Here is an 18,512-nt window from a genome sequence, read left to right as displayed (position 1 = left end):
CATTTCTCTTTAATAAAGATGATAAGAGGCGGAATTGATTGTTTCTATTTGCTGTGGAGTTAAACTATTCTGTTCAAGTGCATATAGAAATTGATCTAATATGATATTTTGATGCTCTGAATTTTTAATCCAAACATACATGATTTGTTTTAGCTTGTGATCCGCAAAACTATTGTTGTAGATACCTTTGTAGAACCAATAATTGAGCATATTTGCTAAATTGATTAATGCTGAATAGTGAGTTAATAAAAGAACCCACTCATCAAGTAATGGTTGAATATCTAAGCCGGCTAGATGAAACATAGTAATGTATTCATCTAAGCTATAATTTTCATCGAAATATATTGCTTTATATTGGAAGAAAGCCAAAGCAAATTTCTGCATAAATTGGATTTCTTTCGTTTTCCAAGCGTTCTCTAAATTAAAATAACATTTGTTTAAAATAATTTCTGTGCTATGACTAAGGTTTTCGCCTTGAATCAGTAATTCCAATATTTTAGGTAGCAAATGTTTAATTTGTTGTGCTAATGCAAATTTATCCATACTTTCAGCAGCATCAAGATATTCATAAATCAATCGGCAATTAAGCTGTGCCACTGGTAGACGTTTTAATAATTCACCATCAGCGGTTTGTAAGCAGCAAGTACCATGACAAACCTCGAATTGATCCCCCATTAAATATGAGGAAAATAGTTGATAAGCCTCTGTAATTAAATTTTTTAAATCAGTTAGAGTAGTCATTTTATTTTCCTCAACCTCATGGATCATATTTAACCCTTAACACAAACCACTTGTCTTAATGTATACACCACTTCAACCAAATCCTGTTGCGCTTTCATCACATCTTCAATCGGTTTATAGGCCGATGGAATTTCATCGATTACAGCAGCATCTTTACGGCATTCCACACCTTCAGTCTGCGCAATCTGATCTTCCAAGGTAAAACGTCGTTTTGCTTCAGCGCGGCTCATTACGCGTCCTGCGCCATGCGAACATGAACAGAACGATTCCTGATTTCCAAGCCCGCGAACAATAAAGGACTTGGCACCCATTGACCCTGGGATAATTCCATATTCCCCCAAACGTGCACGAACAGCACCTTTACGAGTCACCATCACTTCTTCGCCGTAATGTTCTTCCTTTTCCACATAATTATGGTGGCAATTCACGGCTTCTAATCGGGCTTGGAACGGTTTCGGAATAATCGTTGCTAAGGCTTTAATTGCAGACTGCATCATGATTTCACGGTTTTTCATGGCAAAGCGTTGTGCCCAACCTACAGCAAACCAGTAATCATCAAAATGTTCAGTTCCTTCGACTAAATAAGCCAAATCTTTATTGGGTAAATTAATAAAGTGCTTTTGCATATCTTTGCGCGCCAGTTCGATAAAATGATTACCGATGGCATTACCCACACCGCGAGAACCTGAGTGCAACATAATCCAAATATGGTCATGTTCATCTAAACAGATTTCTACAAAGTGATTTCCTGTTCCTAAAGTTCCCAAGTGCTTGCGGTTGTTGGTGTTTTTTAGGCGAGGGTGCTTCGCACAGATTAACTCAAAATCTGCAACTAAATCAGCCCAAGCTTGATCTACCATTTCAGGTGGTGTTTCCCAAGAACCTTTATCTCGTCCACGTTTGGTCATTCCGTGTGGAATCAAGCGCTCAAGCTCAGTACGTAAAGCATATAGGTTATCAGGTAAATCAGAAGCGGTTAAGCTGGTACGAGTCGCCATCATTCCACACCCAATATCGACACCGACCGCAGCAGGAATGATTGCACCTTTAGTTGGAATCACGCTTCCGATGGTTGCACCTAAGCCAAAGTGAACGTCTGGCATTACTGCCATCCATTTATAAATAAACGGCATTTGGGCAGTTTGCAGCAATTGTTGTTTTGAGTTGTCGTCAACAAGCACACCATTGGTCCACATTTTTACTGGCATACTCGTTTCATTTTTTAAAACTTGATAAGCACGTTGTTGCTGTTCTTGTTCAAATTGAGCTTGTTGGTTGATTTGTTCAACGACAGACATTTTAATTTTCCTTTCAAAGCCTGCCTGCCAAGCGTTTGCAGGCAGGTGATATTCACAAGATCCCAATGATATTGTGTGCTTATACTATTGCAGTGACTGTGCCAACTTTTTAAAAATCAACTATAAATTATTTTAAGGTATTGATAATTAATAAAAATATTATTTTAATTGTATTTAATTGAGATGTGTTGGTTTTCTTTCTGCTTGGAGTTTGTATTTAATTAGATATGGAAATATCTTAAAAGATATTTTTTGGTTGTCATATATTTGCTTTTCCAAGCAAATTTTAGCTCGCTTGCAATTTTAAATTATAAGGCATTGTTGAGTACAGGGTCGAAGAGAGAAATCCTGATTTCTATTTGATATCAAGCTTTGTCTTTTCTCATGGGTGTTTTATATCGCTGCTTTAGCAAATGGATGGGGAGCTGTTTGATATTTTTCAGATGAAAATCTGTTGTTTAATCTGGATGTAAGTATGTCTTTGTATAAAGACATGTTATAACCCTAGCAAAATAGAAATAAATTGCCAAGTCCTATGGACCTTTTTCGTTATCTACTCACGATTATTTTATTTGTTGCAGGGGTATTTTGTCTTGTGCAGTTCTTGTTGCAAGATTTTACTCTTATGCTTCTCGCACTAAGTTTAGTTTGTTTTTTATTTGCTTATTGGGTGAAACCGAAACGAGAGGGGTATCATCGTCGAAATGATGTTTGGGATTGGTTCGATTTGATTGATACTTCTATTGAAGTGGTGTATCGAATTATTACTTTACCATTTCGCCTATTACGAAGAATATTTGATTTCTTTTCGCCTGATATTCCATAAAGAGGGTGAATCTCAATCAACAAGGAGGATAAACACTTTTTCCTTAGCTGCCTTATCTATGAAAATAGATATACAACTACGCACGATTTTGCTATGTAGTGCTTATCGCATTTGATTGAGATTAAAGATGATCATCACAACAAAAATAATGAGACTTTCCTTAAAAAGGATTAGAGATTTGAACTCTATGCTTTCGCATTCATCATGTAGTCCCATTGGCATTTGTGATGAAGCGACATAAACAAAATTATCTAAGACTTAAATCATATGCCTTAATTTAGACGACTGCATACACTGTAGATGCAGGTGAGAGTGGTTACTCACATTTATGGGGTAGGATGTAGTCCTAAAAGCATTTTATGCCGTACCACAAAAAAATATGCAAACAATTAATCGCCAAGACAACTCTTCCACTGCGTTTCCCTTTCCGCCATTGATCGAGGTCGATCAAGATGGACTCGAACCATCAAGTTATTGCTAACGGTGAACCCCTTATTGTAGTCCTGACTGCATTTTGCATAGACCAGTAAACAAAAATGATAAGACCTTTTATACATGGCTCTATCCAATTGAGCTACAAACTAATTTTCATCAATTTGAAGGGACTTGAACCCTCAACAAATGTAGTCCTATTTGCATTTTACTGGTTGGCTGTAATAACAAGGTGTAATGAAACGTTTTATCTACAAGATGTAGTTCCATCGGCATTTATTACAACCATTCCTTGCACAACAATAATGATGAAACATCGAGCCAGCTTTCACTGAGCTATCTTGGAAGGATAGTGATGTAGTTCCATCTGCATTTGTGCAATTTTTATTATAGGGTAACAAATTGAATTTAGAAACAAAAGCATTGGAAAGATGTAGTTCCTAAAGCATTTACCCTATTTACAGACTTGACGAATCAAGTCGGTAATTTGCTTTGTTCAATTTCATTGATCCAGTGATCAGCGTGCATTTTACCCTGCGAAAATAAATCAATCAGCGTAAATACATGGTCACTAAAACCACCAATATTCATCACATCAGTACGTTCAGGTACTTGAGTGTGCGTATATGGCTGTAAATCTACACAGACCAATTTTGCTTCTGGACAGCGTTGTTTTAAAATATCCCATTCATACAACATGCCTGTTTTATGGCGTGTGCGTAACTGGTCAGCCCAAGACTCATTGTCTGAAAAATAAATCATCAAATCGACAGGTGTCTGATCTCGATTGAGTCGATTTAATGGAATGCTACAATCCGTTCCACCGCCACCAAGCGCAGCAAATTGTTTGGCGACTTCAAAAATTGAGCCTGTTTTACCACCTGTAAAAACCTGTTTTAATCGACCAAATAAGCTTGCTTGATCAGATTCATTTTCCGCAATATTCAATGAATGAAGTTGGGTATCAAACGGCATAATTTGAATGTCAGGATTTACTTGCTTTAACGCACAAGCAAATAACGATGCCACATCGACACAACGTAAAGTTGATGTTGCGCCTTTACGATAGCCTGTCACGGGGCTTGCCATTGAACCTGAGACATCAATCGCAACAACCACGCGACCAGTGAGGCGAGGCACATTTTGCAAAGCGGCTTGCATCACCTGTTCCAAAGATTGCCGTACAACTTGAGGGACCGCATCATCCAATGCCGACCAAGTTGTCATTAATTGATAGGGCAAAACTCGGCTTTTGCGAATCATATCCTGATCTTGTAATTTATTTGCAATGATTTCATCCATGCCTTCGATTTGAAATACACCATGACGAGCAAAAGTATTCAAGTTCATTCTTAACATCTGCCAACCTCCATTTTTAGCAATCTCAGCCCATTGCTGTGCTGAAAGTTGTAAATTGGTGAGAAGTTGCATTGGCAAGTCGGGAACATCATGGCTTAAACCTTGACGGAATTTTTCTAAGGCTTGAACTTTGGCAGGCAACTGCTCAAGCTCGTATTTTTTACCGAGCACATAAGCAAAGAACGCCTCCTGAGTTGCATCTTTAGGTTTTGGATGAGTCATTTTTAATACATCTGCTAAAGAAGGCTGATTGCCAATATTGGCTGCCAACAATTGATTTTCATTGGCATTGATCAACCATTGATTGATCATTTTCTTTGGCAAGCTGCCCAAAGATTTGCGTTGTATTACCCCTGAACGCATGATTTGTACAAAATTACGCAACTGTTTGCCATTATCAATCACCAATGGAAATACTGCTTTAAATAAGCTTTGATCGCGTTGTGATAAAATTGCCAATAGTAAAACTGGCATGTCTTTCATGTGGTTATTTTGGCGAGTGTAAACTGCCGTTTTAGCAATAAATTCTGCATCAATATCTTGTGTTAGTACCAATACTTGATCCAATTGCATTTGTGCGGTTTGATAAAAGGTATGATTCAACGTGCCTGTTGCAGCAAGCTGAGCTAAGGCTTGACGGTGATTTAATTGAAATGCACGACCGCCAGCTTCATTACTGATCAATTGTTTTTTAGTTGCCTGAGAGGCAAAAATTGTCTGGTTTACCATGACTCATCCTCTATAAAATTCAAGTTGTTGTCTCTTGGATGTGTTATTGCAGAGAGTGTGCCAACATTCTTGTTTTTATTTTAAGTTTTTATAAGGTATTGATAATTATTGAAAATAAAATAATTAATATTTTTTTATTGGAAAAAGTTAGTGGATTTTAATATGTAAAATATATCTAAATAGATATAAAAGTATTTAGAAAGATATTGAATCTATCCTGAGATTTTATTGATAGATCATATACCAGAGGATCTATTAAGATTTATCGATTTTTAAAAGCCGACCTGTCTCGTCTAAGCTAAATTGATCAAAATCATGAGCCAAGTAGAAGTTGCCTTTATAGAAATTTCTAACTTCTTCCGCAATCACTTGCTGTCCAGCACTGTCTTGATGGCGTGGGCTAAAGTGTGTCAGGATCAGATTGCTTAGACCTTGTTGTTGAGCAAATTCTGCAACCATCTTTGCCGAACTATGCATGGGGCCTGAACCCACTTTATCTAAAATGGCTTGGGTGTAGGTGCTTTCATGAATCAAGAGCTGGGCATCTTGGCAAGCTTGTGCCAATAATTCAGGACGATCATTATCTCCACCGACAATTGCATGTGCACGTTGCGTTTGGATTTGAATAAAATCAACCGCGTTTAAGGTTTGCTCATTAAATTGGACGTCTAAGCCTTGCTGTAAATCCCCCCAAACTTTGCCTTTTGCTACGCCGAGTTGAATTAAGGCGTGTGTATCTAATTTCTTTTGAGTGTATTGCGCAATAACACTAAATGCAAAACTGGGTACACGGTGACTCAGTGGATGAGCTTGAATCGAGAGTTCATCGGTTAACTGTAGTATCTGAGTTGCTTCATTCACATCGATAAAGTTGAGTGGATAGGGCAAATGTAAATCTGTTAATTGTGCTGTAACTTCAATCCATTGTTGAATTTCTTTGGGCGCGATAATGGTTAAGGCTGCAGTACGGGCATTCATACCTGCACTGGCCAATAAGCCGACCAATCCATAACAATGATCACCATGTACGTGGGTGATGCAGATGGCAACTAAGCTTTGTAATGAAAGTTTGGCCTGTTGAATGCGATGCTGTGTACCTTCACCTGCATCAACCAGTATCCAGTCTTTATTCTTGCTATTGCGGATTGCTAGAGCAGAAACGTTGCGTGTGGGCGTGGGTACACCAGAAGATGTGCCTAAAAAAGTAAAATGAAGCATATTGTTGGAATTTTTCATCGAATTGCGTATTGTATATAATAGACATATATAAAATATTATAGAAATTATGGCGAATGCAAAAAAAACTGTTGTAATTGGTTTTGTGGGTTCTACCTTGGATCAAGGAAAGCGTCCTGACCGTTGGCAACGCTGGCGTCCGACCTTGAGCCTTCTGATGCATGAAGATCTGATTGTAGATGAATTGGTGCTATTACATGATCGACAACATCATAATCTAGTCAAATTTATTGCTGAAGATGCTCAGGATGTGTCGCCATTGACCACAGTATCGGGGCAGCGAGTGAGTATCCGTGATCCTTGGGATTTTGCTGAGGTTTATGGTGCGCTATATGACTTTGTGAAAAGTTATCCCTTTGATACTGAAAAAAATAACTATCTTTTGCATATCACTACAGGTACACACGTTGCTCAAATCTGTTGGTATCTACTGGTCGATACCAATTATTTACCTGCCAAATTGATTCAAAGTGCGCCAAATCAACAGAAAACGCCAGAAGGTGAATATCGAATTATTGATCTGGATTTATCTCGCTATGATGTCCTCAAGCAGCGTTTTGAAGATGAGCAACAACAAAACTGGCAACAGTTAAAAGCCAATATTTCAACCTATAATGATGAATTTAATCAACTGATTACCGAGGTTGAGTTGGTGGCGACACGCTCTAGTGCGCCGATTTTGATTATGGGGGCGACAGGTGTAGGTAAATCGCATTTAGCCAAACAAATTTTTCAATTAAAGAAAGACAAGTTTCATCTAAGTGGGCGTTTTATTGATGTGAACTGTGCGACGCTTCGTGGTGATAGTGCCATGTCGAGTTTGTTTGGGCATATCAAAGGGGCTTTTACAGGGGCAGCGGCTTCAAGAGCAGGCTTATTAAAAAGTGCTGATCAGGGGATTCTGTTTTTGGATGAAATTGGCGAGCTTGGGTTAGATGAGCAAGCGATGTTGCTTAAGGCACTTGAAGATAAATCCTTTTTTCCAGTCGGAAGTGATAAAGAGGTTCAGGCCGATTTTCAATTGATCGCAGGGACAAATAAAGATTTAAGAACTGAAGTGCAAGCAGGGCGTTTCCGTGAGGACTTATGGGCACGATTGAATACATGGACTTTCTTTTTACCCAATCTTAAAGATCGAATCGAAGATATTGCCCCCAATATTGAGTTCGAGTTGCAACGTTTTGCGGCGAACCATCAACGACAATTACGTTTTCAACGTGATGCACTTGATGTGTATTTGAAATTTGCCAAGTCGAAGGAAGCATCATGGCAGGGAAATTTTCGTGATTTGACTGCTAGTGTGACACGGCTGGCGACATTATCCAGTGGTGAGTTGATCCGTTCAGAAACGGTGGAAAAAGAGATTCAGCGTTTAAAGCAACTGTGGTCGATTCAAACCACAGAAAACCAATCTAAAGATATCGATATTCTCCTCAAATATTTAGATCAAACCCAGTTGAGCGAGATCGATGAGTTTGATCAGATTCAACTGCGTGGCGTCCTGCAAGTCTGTGAAAATGCCAAATCGATGGCTGATGCTGGACGTCAGCTTTTTGCAGCTTCACGCCAGCAACGTAATACCACCAATGACAGCGACCGAGTCAAAAAGTATTTGGCTCGGTTTGGCTTGAGTTGGAGTGACTTTCAGTAATCATTCAGCTGGATGATCTCTCTTTATTTGGGATTGGCTGGGTAAAAACTCTAAGTTCCAGAGTTTTTCAGCATGTCGGCCAATCCACCAGAAAGATGCAGCCAGCAAGATAAAGAAAATAGCTTTGTGCATGCCATTCCAAAAGAACTCAAAATACTTGGTGTAGAGGTTAATAAATAAGAAGGTGATACCAAAACCTCGTGAGGTGGCATCATCATGTTTTAAACCATAGACAATTGCGATGATGGCAATAAACGCGAATAGTACGCCCCAATGTAATAGCTCATATTGCTTGACGCTATACCAACTCCCTAAGTCACCATAATTGCCAAAGATTGAGAGAATCCATAAGGCAATAAATAGATACAGCAGGCCCATGACATAAGTTGAATGCGCAAAGTCTTTAAAATGTGCATAACGTTTAAAGAGAAGACTCAATCCAATCAGTGCGCCACCAAAGAATACAAAGCGTAAAGGGAAGTTCATCCCTAGATAATAAGCACCCCAGCCCGACATATAGCCAGTTTCCGTCCCAAACCATGAACCGAGCGAAAGCAGTGAGAACACCCAAATCAGTTTAGAGGGGAACCAGAAGGCAAGTGCTGCATAAATAATGGTGGAGAGCAGGAATAATAAAGAGAAATGCCCACTGCCTGTATCAATCGCTTGGCCGAAATAGGCGACAGACGCTGCGGTAGACAGCACGCCTGCAAAAATAATGGCTTCATTGCTAAATTGATGTAAGGGTTTGGTCTTGCGTCGACGATAGGCAAAGCCATAAAAAGCTGCAGCAACCGCAGCAAAAATCAGACAAGGAATGATTTTGGAGTCAATAAAGAGTTTTTCAATCAGCTCCATCAAGAACTTGTCCGCAGTAATAGCGGCAATCGCGATCACAGCACAAATCATGGAAATCCAAAATGAATATTTTGCCAGTCGTTCCCAATCAAAAGGCCGAATCGAAAAGCTCTGCTCTAGCTCATTGGCTACATCAGGCGTAATCGTACCTTGCTGTTGCCATTGCTCAATGGTTTGCTTTAAAAAAAGTCCCTGTTTTTTATTTAATTTCATTATTAAAGAACCTGATGTCTGTACATCTATATTGATATAACAGACATTGGATTCAAAACACGTATATTTTTCTTAGTAATTTGTTGTTAAGTCTACAGTTTTAAAAAGCGAGCAATCACTTGACGTAATTGTTTTAGATAACCAGTAAAGAAATGATTGGCGCCTGGTAAAATCGTGATCGGATGTTTTTGTGGTTTTGCCCACGCGATCATATCTGAGAGCAGGGTAATATCATCCTGTTCACCATGTACAAATAGGATATCGCCGTCAATTGCAGGAGTTGTGTAGTGGCGTAAATCCACCACAGAACCTGTAGGTAAGCCACATAATACCAATTGCTTTGGACGTAACTCATTGCTAAGTTGCGCTTGGCATTTTGCGAGTACATGAGAGCCGAAACTGAAACCACCTGCATAGAAGGTTAAGCCTGCATGTTTTGCACGGGCATATTCAATCACGGCCATAATATCATCAGTTTCGCCATGCCCTTGGTCGTGAGTACCTTCACTGCCAGCTAAACCACGGAAGCTAGGACGGTACACTACACACCCCATTTCATTAAAAATCTGAGCCAGTAAAACAGGGACTTTATGATGCGGAGTACCACCTTGCAAAGGATGTGGGTGGCAGACGACAGCAAAACCTGTGATTTCACCTTGGGGTTGATCAACAAACATTTCGATTTGACCAACAGGACCTTGGATGAATAATTGCTCAGACATAAGATACGCAATGGATAATGGAAGAATCCACTATTTTACCGATAAAACTGAACGAGAACACGAATTGGCATTAAAAATTATCAACTGTTATAGTTTCACCAAGATAAATTTATTCTGATTGATTATGCTTGCTTTAATTTCTCCTGCTAAAACACTCGATTACACCACAGCACTTCCTACAGATACACATACTCAGCCACGTTTGTTGGCGCAATCACAACAATTGATTGATGTTTGTCGCAAGCTTTCTGCGACAGAAATTGCATCGTTGATGACCGTGAGTGAAAAAATTGCCAATTTAAATGTAGAGCGTTTCCGTGACTGGAATGCAGATTTTGATTTTTCCAATGCACGTCAAGCTTTGTTTGCATTTAAAGGTGATGTGTACACGGGTTTAGATGCTTATCACTTAAAAGACCAAGATATTGATTTTGCCCAACAGCATTTACGTATGCTGTCTGGTCTTTATGGTTTATTACGTCCATTGGATTTGATGATGCCGTACCGTTTGGAAATGGGCACTAAACTAAAAAATAGCCGCGGCCATAATCTATATGAATTCTGGGGCAGTATTATCACAGATCAAATTAACCAAGATTTAGCTGAAATTGATGCAAAAGTGTTGGTAAATTTGGCCTCTGACGAATATTATAAATCTGTGAATGAAAAGAAAATTCAGGCAGAAATTATCAAGCCTGTATTCTTGGATCAAAAGAACGGAAAATATAAAGTCATCAGTTTTTATGCGAAAAAAGCGCGTGGTCTGATGGCAAGATACTTGATTGAGAATAAATTAAGCCAAGTAGAACAATTAAAAGCATTTGATAGTGAAGGGTATTACTTTGATGCTGAAAGTTCATCGAATAAAGAATTGGTCTTTAAGCGAGATGAACAGCACGCAGCTTAGGTTTGCCTTGGGCAGGGTGGGATGTTAACCAAAGAACATTTATTAAAACACGCGATATCGTCTGATCAAGTCCAGATAAAAGGGCATTTGACAGAACCTCGTAGTTATGGGGTGTATGCATTGCCGCTTGATCGAGACGGTACTCGACGATTCCGATTTGGTAATCATCCTATGCGCCAACAGGAACTAAAACATGAGTTTGGTTCCTGTACCTTGTATCAGCTTTTTCTAGAGCGTAAAGATGCTGAATCATTGGCAAAGTGGCTGAATAAAGAAATCCAATGAGGATAAGCAATGCCGCAATATTTAACTTCATTAGAAAAATCATGGTTTGAGCTGCATCAGCATTATCATTTTTCTGAACCGCAGAAAGTTTTTAATAAGTTGATTGCTGCCTACAGTGAAAAGCAGCGGGCTTATCATACTCTGCAACATTTGTATGAATGTCTAGTTCTAGTTGATTCGATTCGAGCTGATTTAAATGATGCACATGCTGTTACATTGGCGCTCTGGTTTCATGATGCGATTTATGATCCCCAAGCAAAAGATAATGAGCTGAAAAGTGCTGAGCTATTCGAGCAATATTTAGCTCAAGATTTATCAATTGATATTGTTCAGAAGATAAAGCAGTGGATTATTGCCACGCAAAAGCACGAATCGACGAATGAGTTGGATTTGCAGTTTTTACTGGATATTGACTTAGCGATTCTAGCGGCTTCGCCAGAGCGTTTTGCGGAGTATGAGCAGCAGATTCAACAGGAATATGCTTGGGTAGATCCAGATGTTTATGCGATTAAGAGAAAAGAAGTTCTAGCGCATTTTTATCAGACAGAATCACTGTATCAAACCGAATATTTTCAACAGAATTTTGAGCAAAGGGCGAAGCAAAATTTAAATCGAATATTAAACATTTAGAATTGAGAGAATCATGGATCAGCTAATTCAAACATTGAAAGAGCTAGCGAAACAGCATCCGTTAGAAAAATATTTTATATGGGAGTTGCCAGAAAGTAATCCATTACCAATCCCTGTACATCTTGCCTCCGTATTTGAGCAAAATATTTATTTAAAACATAATTTCAATTCTTTATTGAATTCAGATGATTTAGCTGGTCGGTACTGGTTGATTCAAGAGTGGGGAGGTATACGTTCTTTTAAGCAAAATCCTAAAAATGACCTGTTATTGCTTAAATTTGAAAGTGAACTTACAAAAGGTGCTTTAACAAGAACTACTTTTTCAGTGATCTCTTCTTTATCAAAAGTCGCATCATTTATGGATCATCAGGCTTATGCAGTTTATGATTCCAGAGTCATTTATTCTTTAAACTGGTTGTTGTTTAAATATTCAACATTAAAGGAATTTTATCCTCAGCCGGTCGGAAGGAATGCTGATATAACTCAATATGAACTTAATACGATTTTTAATTTGTTTGATGGTCCTGTGAACTATAAAACTCATCGCATTGCTTATCATGATTATTGCCAATTAATGAAAAAATTATCGATGGAAGTGTATGCTAAGAGTGAGCCTTATTGGGCTGAAATGCTTTTGTTTATCCTTGCACCAAAATATATTGTGAATGATATAAAAAGCTCATTGCAGATAACATTAAAATGCTAGAAAGAAATGAGTGTTTTGGCGATTAAAAAAGGGAGCAAATAGCTCCCTTTGCTTTTTCTTTTCTTACTTAAAGAAATAACCTGTCTCAGGCGAGCTGGCATTGGCCATACGCTTACGCGGCATACGACCCGCTAAAAATGCTTCACGACCTGCTTCAACCGCTTTTTTCATGGCAGAAGCCATTAAAATTGGATTTTGTGCAGCAGCAATTGCTGTATTCATTAATACGCCGTCACAACCGAGTTCCATTGCAATGGCAGCGTCACTGGCGGTACCCACACCTGCATCCACCAACACAGGAACCTTAGCGTTCTCTTTGATGATTGAAATGGTGTGTGGATTCAAAATACCGAGACCAGAACCAATCAAACTGCCCAAAGGCATGATTGCGACACAACCCATACTTTCAAGTTCTTGGGCAACAATTGGGTCATCCGAGGTGTAGACCATGATTTCAAAACCATCATCAATCAGGGTCTGCGCTGCTTTCAGTGTTGCAGTGACATTTGGGTATAAAGTTTTTTCATCACCGAGCACTTCTAGCTTCACCAAATTGTGACCATCAAGCAGTTCACGTGCCAGCATACAGGTACGAATCGCGCTATCTGCATCAAAACAACCTGCTGTATTCGGCAGAATCGTGTATTTTTCTGGTGGAATCACTGAAAGCAAATTCGGCTGATCGGCATGCTGACCAATGTTTACACGACGAATTGCAACTGTGACAATTTCAGCGCCACTGGCTTGAATGGCTAAATCAGTTTCATTGAGATCTTTATACTTACCCGTTCCGACCAATAAACGAGATTGGAAAGTACGTGAACCAATAATTAAAGGGGAATCTTGCATGGGCTTACTCCATTTTTAGCCGATTAGCCGCCACCAACAGCTTGAATAATTTCTATACGATCTTCAGGAGCAATTAATGTTTGCTCAAGTCTACTTTTCGGAATAATCTGTTGGTTCTTCTCTACAGCAAAGCGTTTGCCTTCTAAGGCTAAATTTTGAATTAATTGCTGTAGGTTTTCACAAGACGTGTCTGTTGACTCGCCATTTAAATAGATGTGCATGATCAATCCTTATTTCGCATGCTTGATTGCTTGCCATGCGAGTAACAGCCAGCCCGCTATCATAAACGCACCGCCAATCGGTGTAATCGCACCTAAAATGCGAGGTAGGTCGAGCGCCATAATGTACAACGAACCGCAGAAAAAGATGATACCAATTTGGATCAAAATAAAAGGAATTTTTATTGGAAATGTTGCTGTAGTTTTATGCATGACGCCTAAGATAAGCAATCCAATCGCATGATAGAAAAAGTATTGAGTTGCTGTACCCCACCAAGTAAGTTGTTCTGGGGTTGCAAAAGATTTGAGTCCATGAGCACCAAAAGCACCCAACATAACTGCAAGCGCAAGGTTAAGCGCCGAGATAGCTATCCACATAATGATAATGGAACTGGAAATTTGATGAACAAAGTTAACATATTCGGGTGCTTAAACAAAGCCAGATAAAACAAAAGGGCATTAAAGCCCTTGTGTTTGATTCGATTTTAACTTGCAGACATGGCGGTTTTGATTTTTTCCATTGCATTCTTTTCAAGCTGGCGAATACGTTCTGCGGAAACATTATATTCTGCAGCCAGTTCATGCAAAGTTGATTTGTCATCATCTAACCAGCGACGTTGTAAAATATTCCGTGAACGATCATCTAGCTGATCCATTGCCTCATGTAAGGCAGTGGTGCTTTGTTCTTCGTAGTCTTCTTCTTCAACTAATCGAGCAGGATCGTAACGATTATCCTCGAGATACAGTGCAGGTGCTGTATGTGGTGTATCGTCATCATCATCGCCTTGTGCTTCAAAAGCAGCATCATAAGCGGTTAAGCGACCTTCCATTTCGAGCACTTGCTCTGGTGTGACATTCAAATCATTGGCAATTGATTTCGCTTCTTCCAAAGTGAGTCGTTTGCTTGATTTTTTAAGACTACGTAAGTTAAAGAATAATTTACGTTGTGCCTTTGTCGTTGCGATTTTGACAATACGCCAGTTACGAATCACATATTCATGGATTTCGGCTTTAATCCAGTGCACTGCAAAAGAAACTAAGCGAACCCCCATATTTGGATCGAAGCGTTTGACCGCTTTCATTAATCCAAGGTTACCTTCTTGAATGAGATCGCCTTGTGGCAATCCGTAACCTGCATAACTACGTGCAATATGGACAACAAAGCGTAGGTGTGACATTACCAATAGTTTGGCAGCATCAAGATCTTGGTCATAATAATAACGCTCAGCAAGTTCTTTTTCCTGCTCGGCCGTTAGAATTGGAATTTGATTGACAGTACTGATATATGCACCAAGGTTTACGCCTGGCGCAGACAATGACAGGGGCATCAATTGATTGCTGCTGTCAGTAGTCATGGAGTCTCCTTATAGGATGGTATTTAAGTCAACAATTTCATCTTAATGCGAATGTTCTTCATCACTAAGGAAATTTGAGTATAAAAATGTAAAGTTATCTAGTTTATCTTTAGCTAGAGTTTAGCAAAGAATCACGTAGATTCAATTAAATAGTGAAATTCACGATCTGAAATTTTCTGAGTTAAACATTGAAGTTGCTGAATTTGGCAATATCGTGTTACATCAATTTCACTATGTGGATCAGAAGATTTCAATAGATATTGTTGTATGCCGTTGGCTTTCTTTAAAGCACGCTTCAACATCAATAGTGGCATTGGGCAAGGTTGCCCTAAAGCATCAATAATGATGGGTGTGTTGGATGTGTTGGTCATATACGATTAAATCACTTCATTCAAAATTATCTTAACAAATTTTTGCGTAATTTTTGAGAGAAAAATTTCATTAAAAAAACAGCTAAATTATTGAAAAAAACAGATAGAAACATCGGAAATAACTAAAAATAATTCTATTAATTGTGATAAACCCATGATAAGCTCGATGCGTTTTAGAAAGTTGTTTAATGCAAATTAATTGTTTTAAACTCTATAACAAATGGATGTAACCGGAAATTGTTGATAGTTTTACAGAATGATTACAAGCTTTAAAATTATAAATATTTTAAAACCTTGTTGGCTCTGCTGTTTGCAACACCGGAAGGTCCTTATCTTTCAATATCTGAGGATTGACTTATGACAGCTCGTGAACAAGGCGTAGTAAAGTGGTTTAATGACACTAAAGGCTTTGGTTTTATTCAGCGTAATGGTGGTGATGACGTATTTGTTCATTTCCGCGCGATTATGGGTGATGGCCACCGTTCTTTACGTGACGGCCAACGCGTAGAATTCAGTGTTGTTCAAGGACAAAAAGGTTTCCAGGCTGAAAACGTTCAGCCTTTAGACTAATTTGTTGCCTTAACGCAATAAAAAACGCCCCAATCTTATTGGGGCGTTTTTATTTTTTATGGTTTATAATAATGACTTTCTTTTGGTCGTTGATGGTTCGAGAGCATATATGACATCTGGTTTTGAAACCTTAAATTTACATCCGCAGTTGAAGAAAGCGATTGATGCTTTGGGTTTTACACAAATGACCCCAATTCAGCAAAAGGTTTTAAAATATACATTAGCAGGGCATGATGCTATTGGTCGAGCACAAACAGGCACAGGAAAAACAGCTGCCTTTTTGGTTAGTGTGATCAATGATCTACTCAATAATCCAGTTCAAGAGCAACGATTCCGTGGTGAGCCACGTGCGTTAATTTTAGCGCCGACACGCGAGTTAGCATTACAGATTGAAAGTGATGCGCAAGCATTAACCAAGTTTTCAAACCTACATCTTGTAACCTTATTAGGCGGCGTAGATTTTGAAAAACAAAAGAAAATGTTGGATCGCAACTTTGTTGATATCATTGTTGCAACACCAGGCCGTTTGATCGATTTTGTGGAGCAAAAAGAAGTTTGGTTGGATAAAATTGAATTTCTGGTGATTGATGAAGCAGATCGTTTGTTGGATATGGGCTTTATTCCATCGGTTAAACGAATTGTTCGCTTTTCGCCATTTAAAGAACAACGTCAAACTTTGATGTTCTCTGCGACGTTTAGCTATGATGTTTTAAATCTTGCACGTCAATGGTTGTTCGAGCCTGTAACGGTAGAAATTGAACCTGAGCAAAAAACCAATAATGATGTTGAACAACGTGTTTATGTGGTTGCTAAACAAGATAAATACAAGTTATTGCAAGATATTTTGCGTGAAGAGCCAATTGATAAAGTCATGATCTTTGCAAATCGTCGAGATCAGGTACGCCGTTTGTATGACCATTTGAAACGTGATGGTTATAAAGTTGGTATGTTATCTGGTGAAATTGCACAAGATAAGCGTTTAAAAATGCTAGACCAATTCAAACAAGGTAAGAACAATATTATGATTGCAACTGATGTTGCTGGTCGTGGTATTCATGTGGATGGTGTTTCGCATGTGATTAACTTTACTTTGCCTGAACAGTCTGATGACTATGTACATCGTATTGGTCGTACAGGGCGTGCTGGCGCGCAGGGTGTGAGTATCAGTTTCCTTTCGGAAGATGATGCATTCTATTTGCCAGAAATTGAAAAAGCGATTGGTAAAAAATTACCATTAACGCGTTTAGAGGGTTATTGCTAAGTCTTGATCCATTTTATTGGATGTATTTAAGCGCAATATCTTTTAAGCAAAAGGCCAAATCATACTGTGATTTGGCCTTTTTGATTATTTAGTCAGAATAACAACTCAAATTACACAAAAGATTAAAGTTTTTTTTATAATTACTGTGATTATTTGCTGAATTGAAATAGATCAGCATGTAGAATATGGCGCATTACCTGGGAGGATATTATGGCTCTAATTTCAATGCGCCAGCTCTTGGATCACGCTGCAGAACATAACTACGGCGTACCAGCGTTTAACGTAAACAATTTAGAACAAATGCGCGCAATCATGCTCGCTGCAGATGCAACGAATTCACCTGTTATCGTGCAAGCTTCGGCTGGTGCGCGTAAATATGCGGGTGCACCATTCTTACGTCATCTTATTTTAGCTGCGATTGAAGAGTGGCCACATATTCCAGTGGTAATGCATCAAGATCATGGTACAAGTCCTGATATTTGTCAGCGTTCAATCCAGTTGGGCTTTAGCTCAGTAATGATGGATGGTTCATTGGGTGAAGATGGTAAAACACCAACATCATACGACTACAATGTTGATGTAACACGTCGAGTGGTGTCTATTGCACATGCATGTGGTGTTTCAGTTGAAGGTGAGATTGGTTGCTTAGGTAGCCTTGAAACTGGTATGGCGGGTGAAGAAGATGGTGTGGGCGCAGAAGGTGTACTTGACCACTCTCAGCTGTTAACTTCTGTTGAAGAAGCAACTCAGTTTGTTGCGGATACCAATGTTGATGCTTTGGCGATTGCTGTCGGTACTTCACATGGTGCGTACAAGTTTACACGTCCACCTACAGGCGATATCTTGGCTATTGACCGCATTAAAGAAATTCATGCTGCGTTACCAAATACGCATCTTGTAATGCATGGTTCAAGCTCTGTACCACAAGAGTGGTTAGCTGTGATTAACCAGTATGGTGGCGATATTAAAGAAACTTATGGTGTGCCTGTAGATCAGCTTGTAGAAGCGATTAAGCACGGTGTACGTAAGATTAATATTGATACCGATTTACGTTTGGCTTCTACTGGCGCAATGCGTCGTATGATGGCTGAAAAACCAAGTGAATTTGACCCGCGTAAATTCTTTGGTGAAACAGTTGAAGCAATGAAGCAAATCTGTGTGGATCGTTATAATTCATTTGGTACATCAGGTAATGCAGATAAAATTCGTCCAATTTCTTTAGAGAAAATGGTTGATCGTTACAAATAATCAATTTGTAATGTAAAAAAATAGCGGCGATTGCCGCTATTTTTTTA

At 39.0% G+C, this 18,512-nt stretch carries 20 protein-coding genes; 9 read left to right on the top strand and 11 right to left on the bottom strand.

The genetic code is table 11. The features are described 5' to 3' along the window. Positions 1 to 9 precede the first annotated feature (9 nt). Positions 10 to 741, bottom strand: a complete 732-nt coding sequence (locus MN869_RS02170) for a hypothetical protein (protein WP_225761706.1) — start codon at positions 739 to 741, stop codon at positions 10 to 12. Between the two features lie 29 nt (positions 742 to 770). After that, positions 771 to 2,039: an RtcB family protein gene (locus tag MN869_RS02165; RefSeq protein ID WP_033132935.1), complete on the bottom strand. Its 1,269-nt coding sequence runs from the start codon at positions 2,037 to 2,039 to the stop codon at positions 771 to 773. Between the two features lie 535 nt (positions 2,040 to 2,574). Here MN869_RS02165 and MN869_RS02160 point away from each other — a divergent pair. After that, complete coding sequence (locus MN869_RS02160; RefSeq protein ID WP_005313381.1) at positions 2,575 to 2,865, top strand: hypothetical protein; 291 nt, start codon at positions 2,575 to 2,577, stop codon at positions 2,863 to 2,865. Between the two features lie 906 nt (positions 2,866 to 3,771). On the opposite strand, the gene MN869_RS02155 is transcribed toward MN869_RS02160, so the two are convergent. Continuing rightward, positions 3,772 to 5,385 (bottom strand): TROVE domain-containing protein, encoded by a 1,614-nt coding sequence (locus MN869_RS02155; RefSeq protein WP_033132934.1) that lies wholly within the window; start codon positions 5,383 to 5,385, stop codon positions 3,772 to 3,774. 255 nt (positions 5,386 to 5,640) lie between these two features. Further along, positions 5,641 to 6,603, bottom strand: a complete 963-nt coding sequence (locus tag MN869_RS02150; protein WP_033132933.1) for a ribonuclease Z — start codon at positions 6,601 to 6,603, stop codon at positions 5,641 to 5,643. Between the two features lie 67 nt (positions 6,604 to 6,670). Between MN869_RS02150 and rtcR the strand changes: the two genes are divergently transcribed. Next, positions 6,671 to 8,272, top strand: a complete 1,602-nt coding sequence (gene rtcR / locus MN869_RS02145) for an RNA repair transcriptional activator RtcR (protein ID WP_033132932.1) — start codon at positions 6,671 to 6,673, stop codon at positions 8,270 to 8,272. Here rtcR and MN869_RS02140 read toward each other — a convergent pair whose 3' ends face one another. Both MN869_RS02140 and MN869_RS02135 read right to left on the bottom strand, forming a co-directional pair. Then, positions 8,273 to 9,343, bottom strand: coding sequence for a DUF2157 domain-containing protein (locus MN869_RS02140; RefSeq protein WP_033132931.1), 1,071 nt, complete (start codon positions 9,341 to 9,343; stop codon positions 8,273 to 8,275). A 92-nt stretch (positions 9,344 to 9,435) separates the two neighbouring features. After that, positions 9,436 to 10,065, bottom strand: a complete 630-nt coding sequence (locus MN869_RS02135) for a hydrolase (protein ID WP_033132930.1) — start codon at positions 10,063 to 10,065, stop codon at positions 9,436 to 9,438. A gap of 124 nt (positions 10,066 to 10,189) precedes the next feature. On the opposite strand from MN869_RS02135, the gene yaaA reads away from it, so the two are divergent. The 4 genes from yaaA to MN869_RS02115 are packed head-to-tail and all read left to right on the top strand — an operon-like array spanning position 10,190 to position 12,593. Continuing rightward, positions 10,190 to 10,972 (top strand): peroxide stress protein YaaA, encoded by a 783-nt coding sequence (gene yaaA / locus MN869_RS02130; RefSeq protein ID WP_005204244.1) that lies wholly within the window; start codon positions 10,190 to 10,192, stop codon positions 10,970 to 10,972. Positions 10,973 to 10,993: 21 nt separating this feature from the next. Continuing rightward, complete coding sequence (locus MN869_RS02125; protein WP_004806584.1) at positions 10,994 to 11,257, top strand: hypothetical protein; 264 nt, start codon at positions 10,994 to 10,996, stop codon at positions 11,255 to 11,257. Positions 11,258 to 11,266: 9 nt separating this feature from the next. Next, positions 11,267 to 11,887, top strand: coding sequence for a metal-dependent hydrolase (locus tag MN869_RS02120; protein ID WP_033132929.1), 621 nt, complete (start codon positions 11,267 to 11,269; stop codon positions 11,885 to 11,887). Positions 11,888 to 11,900: 13 nt separating this feature from the next. Next, a complete protein-coding gene (locus MN869_RS02115) occupies positions 11,901 to 12,593 on the top strand; it encodes a hypothetical protein (protein ID WP_004806588.1) in 693 nt (230 codons plus the stop codon). Positions 12,594 to 12,656: 63 nt separating this feature from the next. Here the strand turns inward: MN869_RS02115 and MN869_RS02110 are convergent, their stop codons facing one another. The 5 genes from MN869_RS02110 to MN869_RS02090 form a co-directional block, all read right to left on the bottom strand. Continuing rightward, complete coding sequence (locus tag MN869_RS02110; RefSeq protein WP_004639328.1) at positions 12,657 to 13,442, bottom strand: thiazole synthase; 786 nt, start codon at positions 13,440 to 13,442, stop codon at positions 12,657 to 12,659. A 23-nt stretch (positions 13,443 to 13,465) separates the two neighbouring features. Beyond that, positions 13,466 to 13,663 carry a sulfur carrier protein ThiS gene (thiS, locus tag MN869_RS02105; RefSeq protein ID WP_033132928.1) on the bottom strand — a complete coding sequence of 66 codons (198 nt, stop codon included), beginning with the start codon at positions 13,661 to 13,663 and terminating at the stop codon, positions 13,466 to 13,468. A gap of 9 nt (positions 13,664 to 13,672) precedes the next feature. Further along, positions 13,673 to 14,038 carry a DUF423 domain-containing protein gene (locus MN869_RS02100; RefSeq protein ID WP_033132927.1) on the bottom strand — a complete coding sequence of 122 codons (366 nt, stop codon included), beginning with the start codon at positions 14,036 to 14,038 and terminating at the stop codon, positions 13,673 to 13,675. 107 nt (positions 14,039 to 14,145) lie between these two features. Further along, complete coding sequence (gene rpoH / locus MN869_RS02095) at positions 14,146 to 15,015, bottom strand: RNA polymerase sigma factor RpoH (RefSeq protein WP_004653896.1); 870 nt, start codon at positions 15,013 to 15,015, stop codon at positions 14,146 to 14,148. 131 nt (positions 15,016 to 15,146) lie between these two features. Next, the gene (locus tag MN869_RS02090) at positions 15,147 to 15,386 is read right to left on the bottom strand and encodes a sulfurtransferase TusA family protein (RefSeq protein WP_004806594.1); all 240 of its coding nucleotides are present in this window, start codon (positions 15,384 to 15,386) and stop codon (positions 15,147 to 15,149) included. A gap of 357 nt (positions 15,387 to 15,743) precedes the next feature. On the opposite strand from MN869_RS02090, the gene MN869_RS02085 reads away from it, so the two are divergent. From MN869_RS02085 to fba, 3 genes are all read left to right on the top strand, one after another. Beyond that, the gene (locus MN869_RS02085; protein ID WP_004653893.1) at positions 15,744 to 15,956 is read left to right on the top strand and encodes a cold-shock protein; all 213 of its coding nucleotides are present in this window, start codon (positions 15,744 to 15,746) and stop codon (positions 15,954 to 15,956) included. Positions 15,957 to 16,065: 109 nt separating this feature from the next. Next, complete coding sequence (gene rhlB, locus MN869_RS02080; protein WP_004806597.1) at positions 16,066 to 17,217, top strand: ATP-dependent RNA helicase RhlB; 1,152 nt, start codon at positions 16,066 to 16,068, stop codon at positions 17,215 to 17,217. 210 nt (positions 17,218 to 17,427) lie between these two features. After that, the gene (fba, locus tag MN869_RS02075; RefSeq protein ID WP_004806599.1) at positions 17,428 to 18,465 is read left to right on the top strand and encodes a class II fructose-bisphosphate aldolase; all 1,038 of its coding nucleotides are present in this window, start codon (positions 17,428 to 17,430) and stop codon (positions 18,463 to 18,465) included. Positions 18,466 to 18,512 lie beyond the last annotated feature (47 nt).

It is taken from the genome of Acinetobacter sp. NIPH1876, assembly GCF_022808535.1.
Lineage (GTDB): Bacteria > Pseudomonadota > Gammaproteobacteria > Pseudomonadales > Moraxellaceae > Acinetobacter > Acinetobacter higginsii.
This window is presented reverse-complemented; position numbering and strand designations above follow the sequence as displayed.

What these genes read in the sequence shown, in the direction of transcription:
- MN869_RS02110 (WP_004639328.1), bottom strand. Translation starts at nt 13,442, where the DNA reads ATGCAAGATTCCCCTTTAATTATTGGTTCACGTACTTTCCAATCTCGT.
- MN869_RS02120 (WP_033132929.1), top strand. Translation starts at nt 11,267, where the DNA reads ATGCCGCAATATTTAACTTCATTAGAAAAATCATGGTTTGAGCTGCAT.
- thiS (WP_033132928.1), bottom strand. Translation starts at nt 13,663, where the DNA reads ATGCACATCTATTTAAATGGCGAGTCAACAGACACGTCTTGTGAAAAC.
- MN869_RS02165 (WP_033132935.1), bottom strand. Translation starts at nt 2,039, where the DNA reads ATGTCTGTCGTTGAACAAATCAACCAACAAGCTCAATTTGAACAAGAA.
- MN869_RS02150 (WP_033132933.1), bottom strand. Translation starts at nt 6,603, where the DNA reads ATGCTTCATTTTACTTTTTTAGGCACATCTTCTGGTGTACCCACGCCC.
- rhlB (WP_004806597.1), top strand. Translation starts at nt 16,066, where the DNA reads ATGACATCTGGTTTTGAAACCTTAAATTTACATCCGCAGTTGAAGAAA.
- MN869_RS02135 (WP_033132930.1), bottom strand. Translation starts at nt 10,065, where the DNA reads ATGTCTGAGCAATTATTCATCCAAGGTCCTGTTGGTCAAATCGAAATG.
- MN869_RS02140 (WP_033132931.1), bottom strand. Translation starts at nt 9,343, where the DNA reads ATGAAATTAAATAAAAAACAGGGACTTTTTTTAAAGCAAACCATTGAG.
- MN869_RS02125 (WP_004806584.1), top strand. Translation starts at nt 10,994, where the DNA reads ATGTTAACCAAAGAACATTTATTAAAACACGCGATATCGTCTGATCAA.
- MN869_RS02085 (WP_004653893.1), top strand. Translation starts at nt 15,744, where the DNA reads ATGACAGCTCGTGAACAAGGCGTAGTAAAGTGGTTTAATGACACTAAA.
- yaaA (WP_005204244.1), top strand. Translation starts at nt 10,190, where the DNA reads ATGCTTGCTTTAATTTCTCCTGCTAAAACACTCGATTACACCACAGCA.
- fba (WP_004806599.1), top strand. Translation starts at nt 17,428, where the DNA reads ATGGCTCTAATTTCAATGCGCCAGCTCTTGGATCACGCTGCAGAACAT.
- MN869_RS02090 (WP_004806594.1), bottom strand. Translation starts at nt 15,386, where the DNA reads ATGACCAACACATCCAACACACCCATCATTATTGATGCTTTAGGGCAA.
- MN869_RS02100 (WP_033132927.1), bottom strand. Translation starts at nt 14,038, where the DNA reads ATGTGGATAGCTATCTCGGCGCTTAACCTTGCGCTTGCAGTTATGTTG.
- MN869_RS02170 (WP_225761706.1), bottom strand. Translation starts at nt 741, where the DNA reads ATGACTACTCTAACTGATTTAAAAAATTTAATTACAGAGGCTTATCAA.
- rpoH (WP_004653896.1), bottom strand. Translation starts at nt 15,015, where the DNA reads ATGACTACTGACAGCAGCAATCAATTGATGCCCCTGTCATTGTCTGCG.
- rtcR (WP_033132932.1), top strand. Translation starts at nt 6,671, where the DNA reads ATGGCGAATGCAAAAAAAACTGTTGTAATTGGTTTTGTGGGTTCTACC.
- MN869_RS02155 (WP_033132934.1), bottom strand. Translation starts at nt 5,385, where the DNA reads ATGGTAAACCAGACAATTTTTGCCTCTCAGGCAACTAAAAAACAATTG.
- MN869_RS02160 (WP_005313381.1), top strand. Translation starts at nt 2,575, where the DNA reads ATGGACCTTTTTCGTTATCTACTCACGATTATTTTATTTGTTGCAGGG.
- MN869_RS02115 (WP_004806588.1), top strand. Translation starts at nt 11,901, where the DNA reads ATGGATCAGCTAATTCAAACATTGAAAGAGCTAGCGAAACAGCATCCG.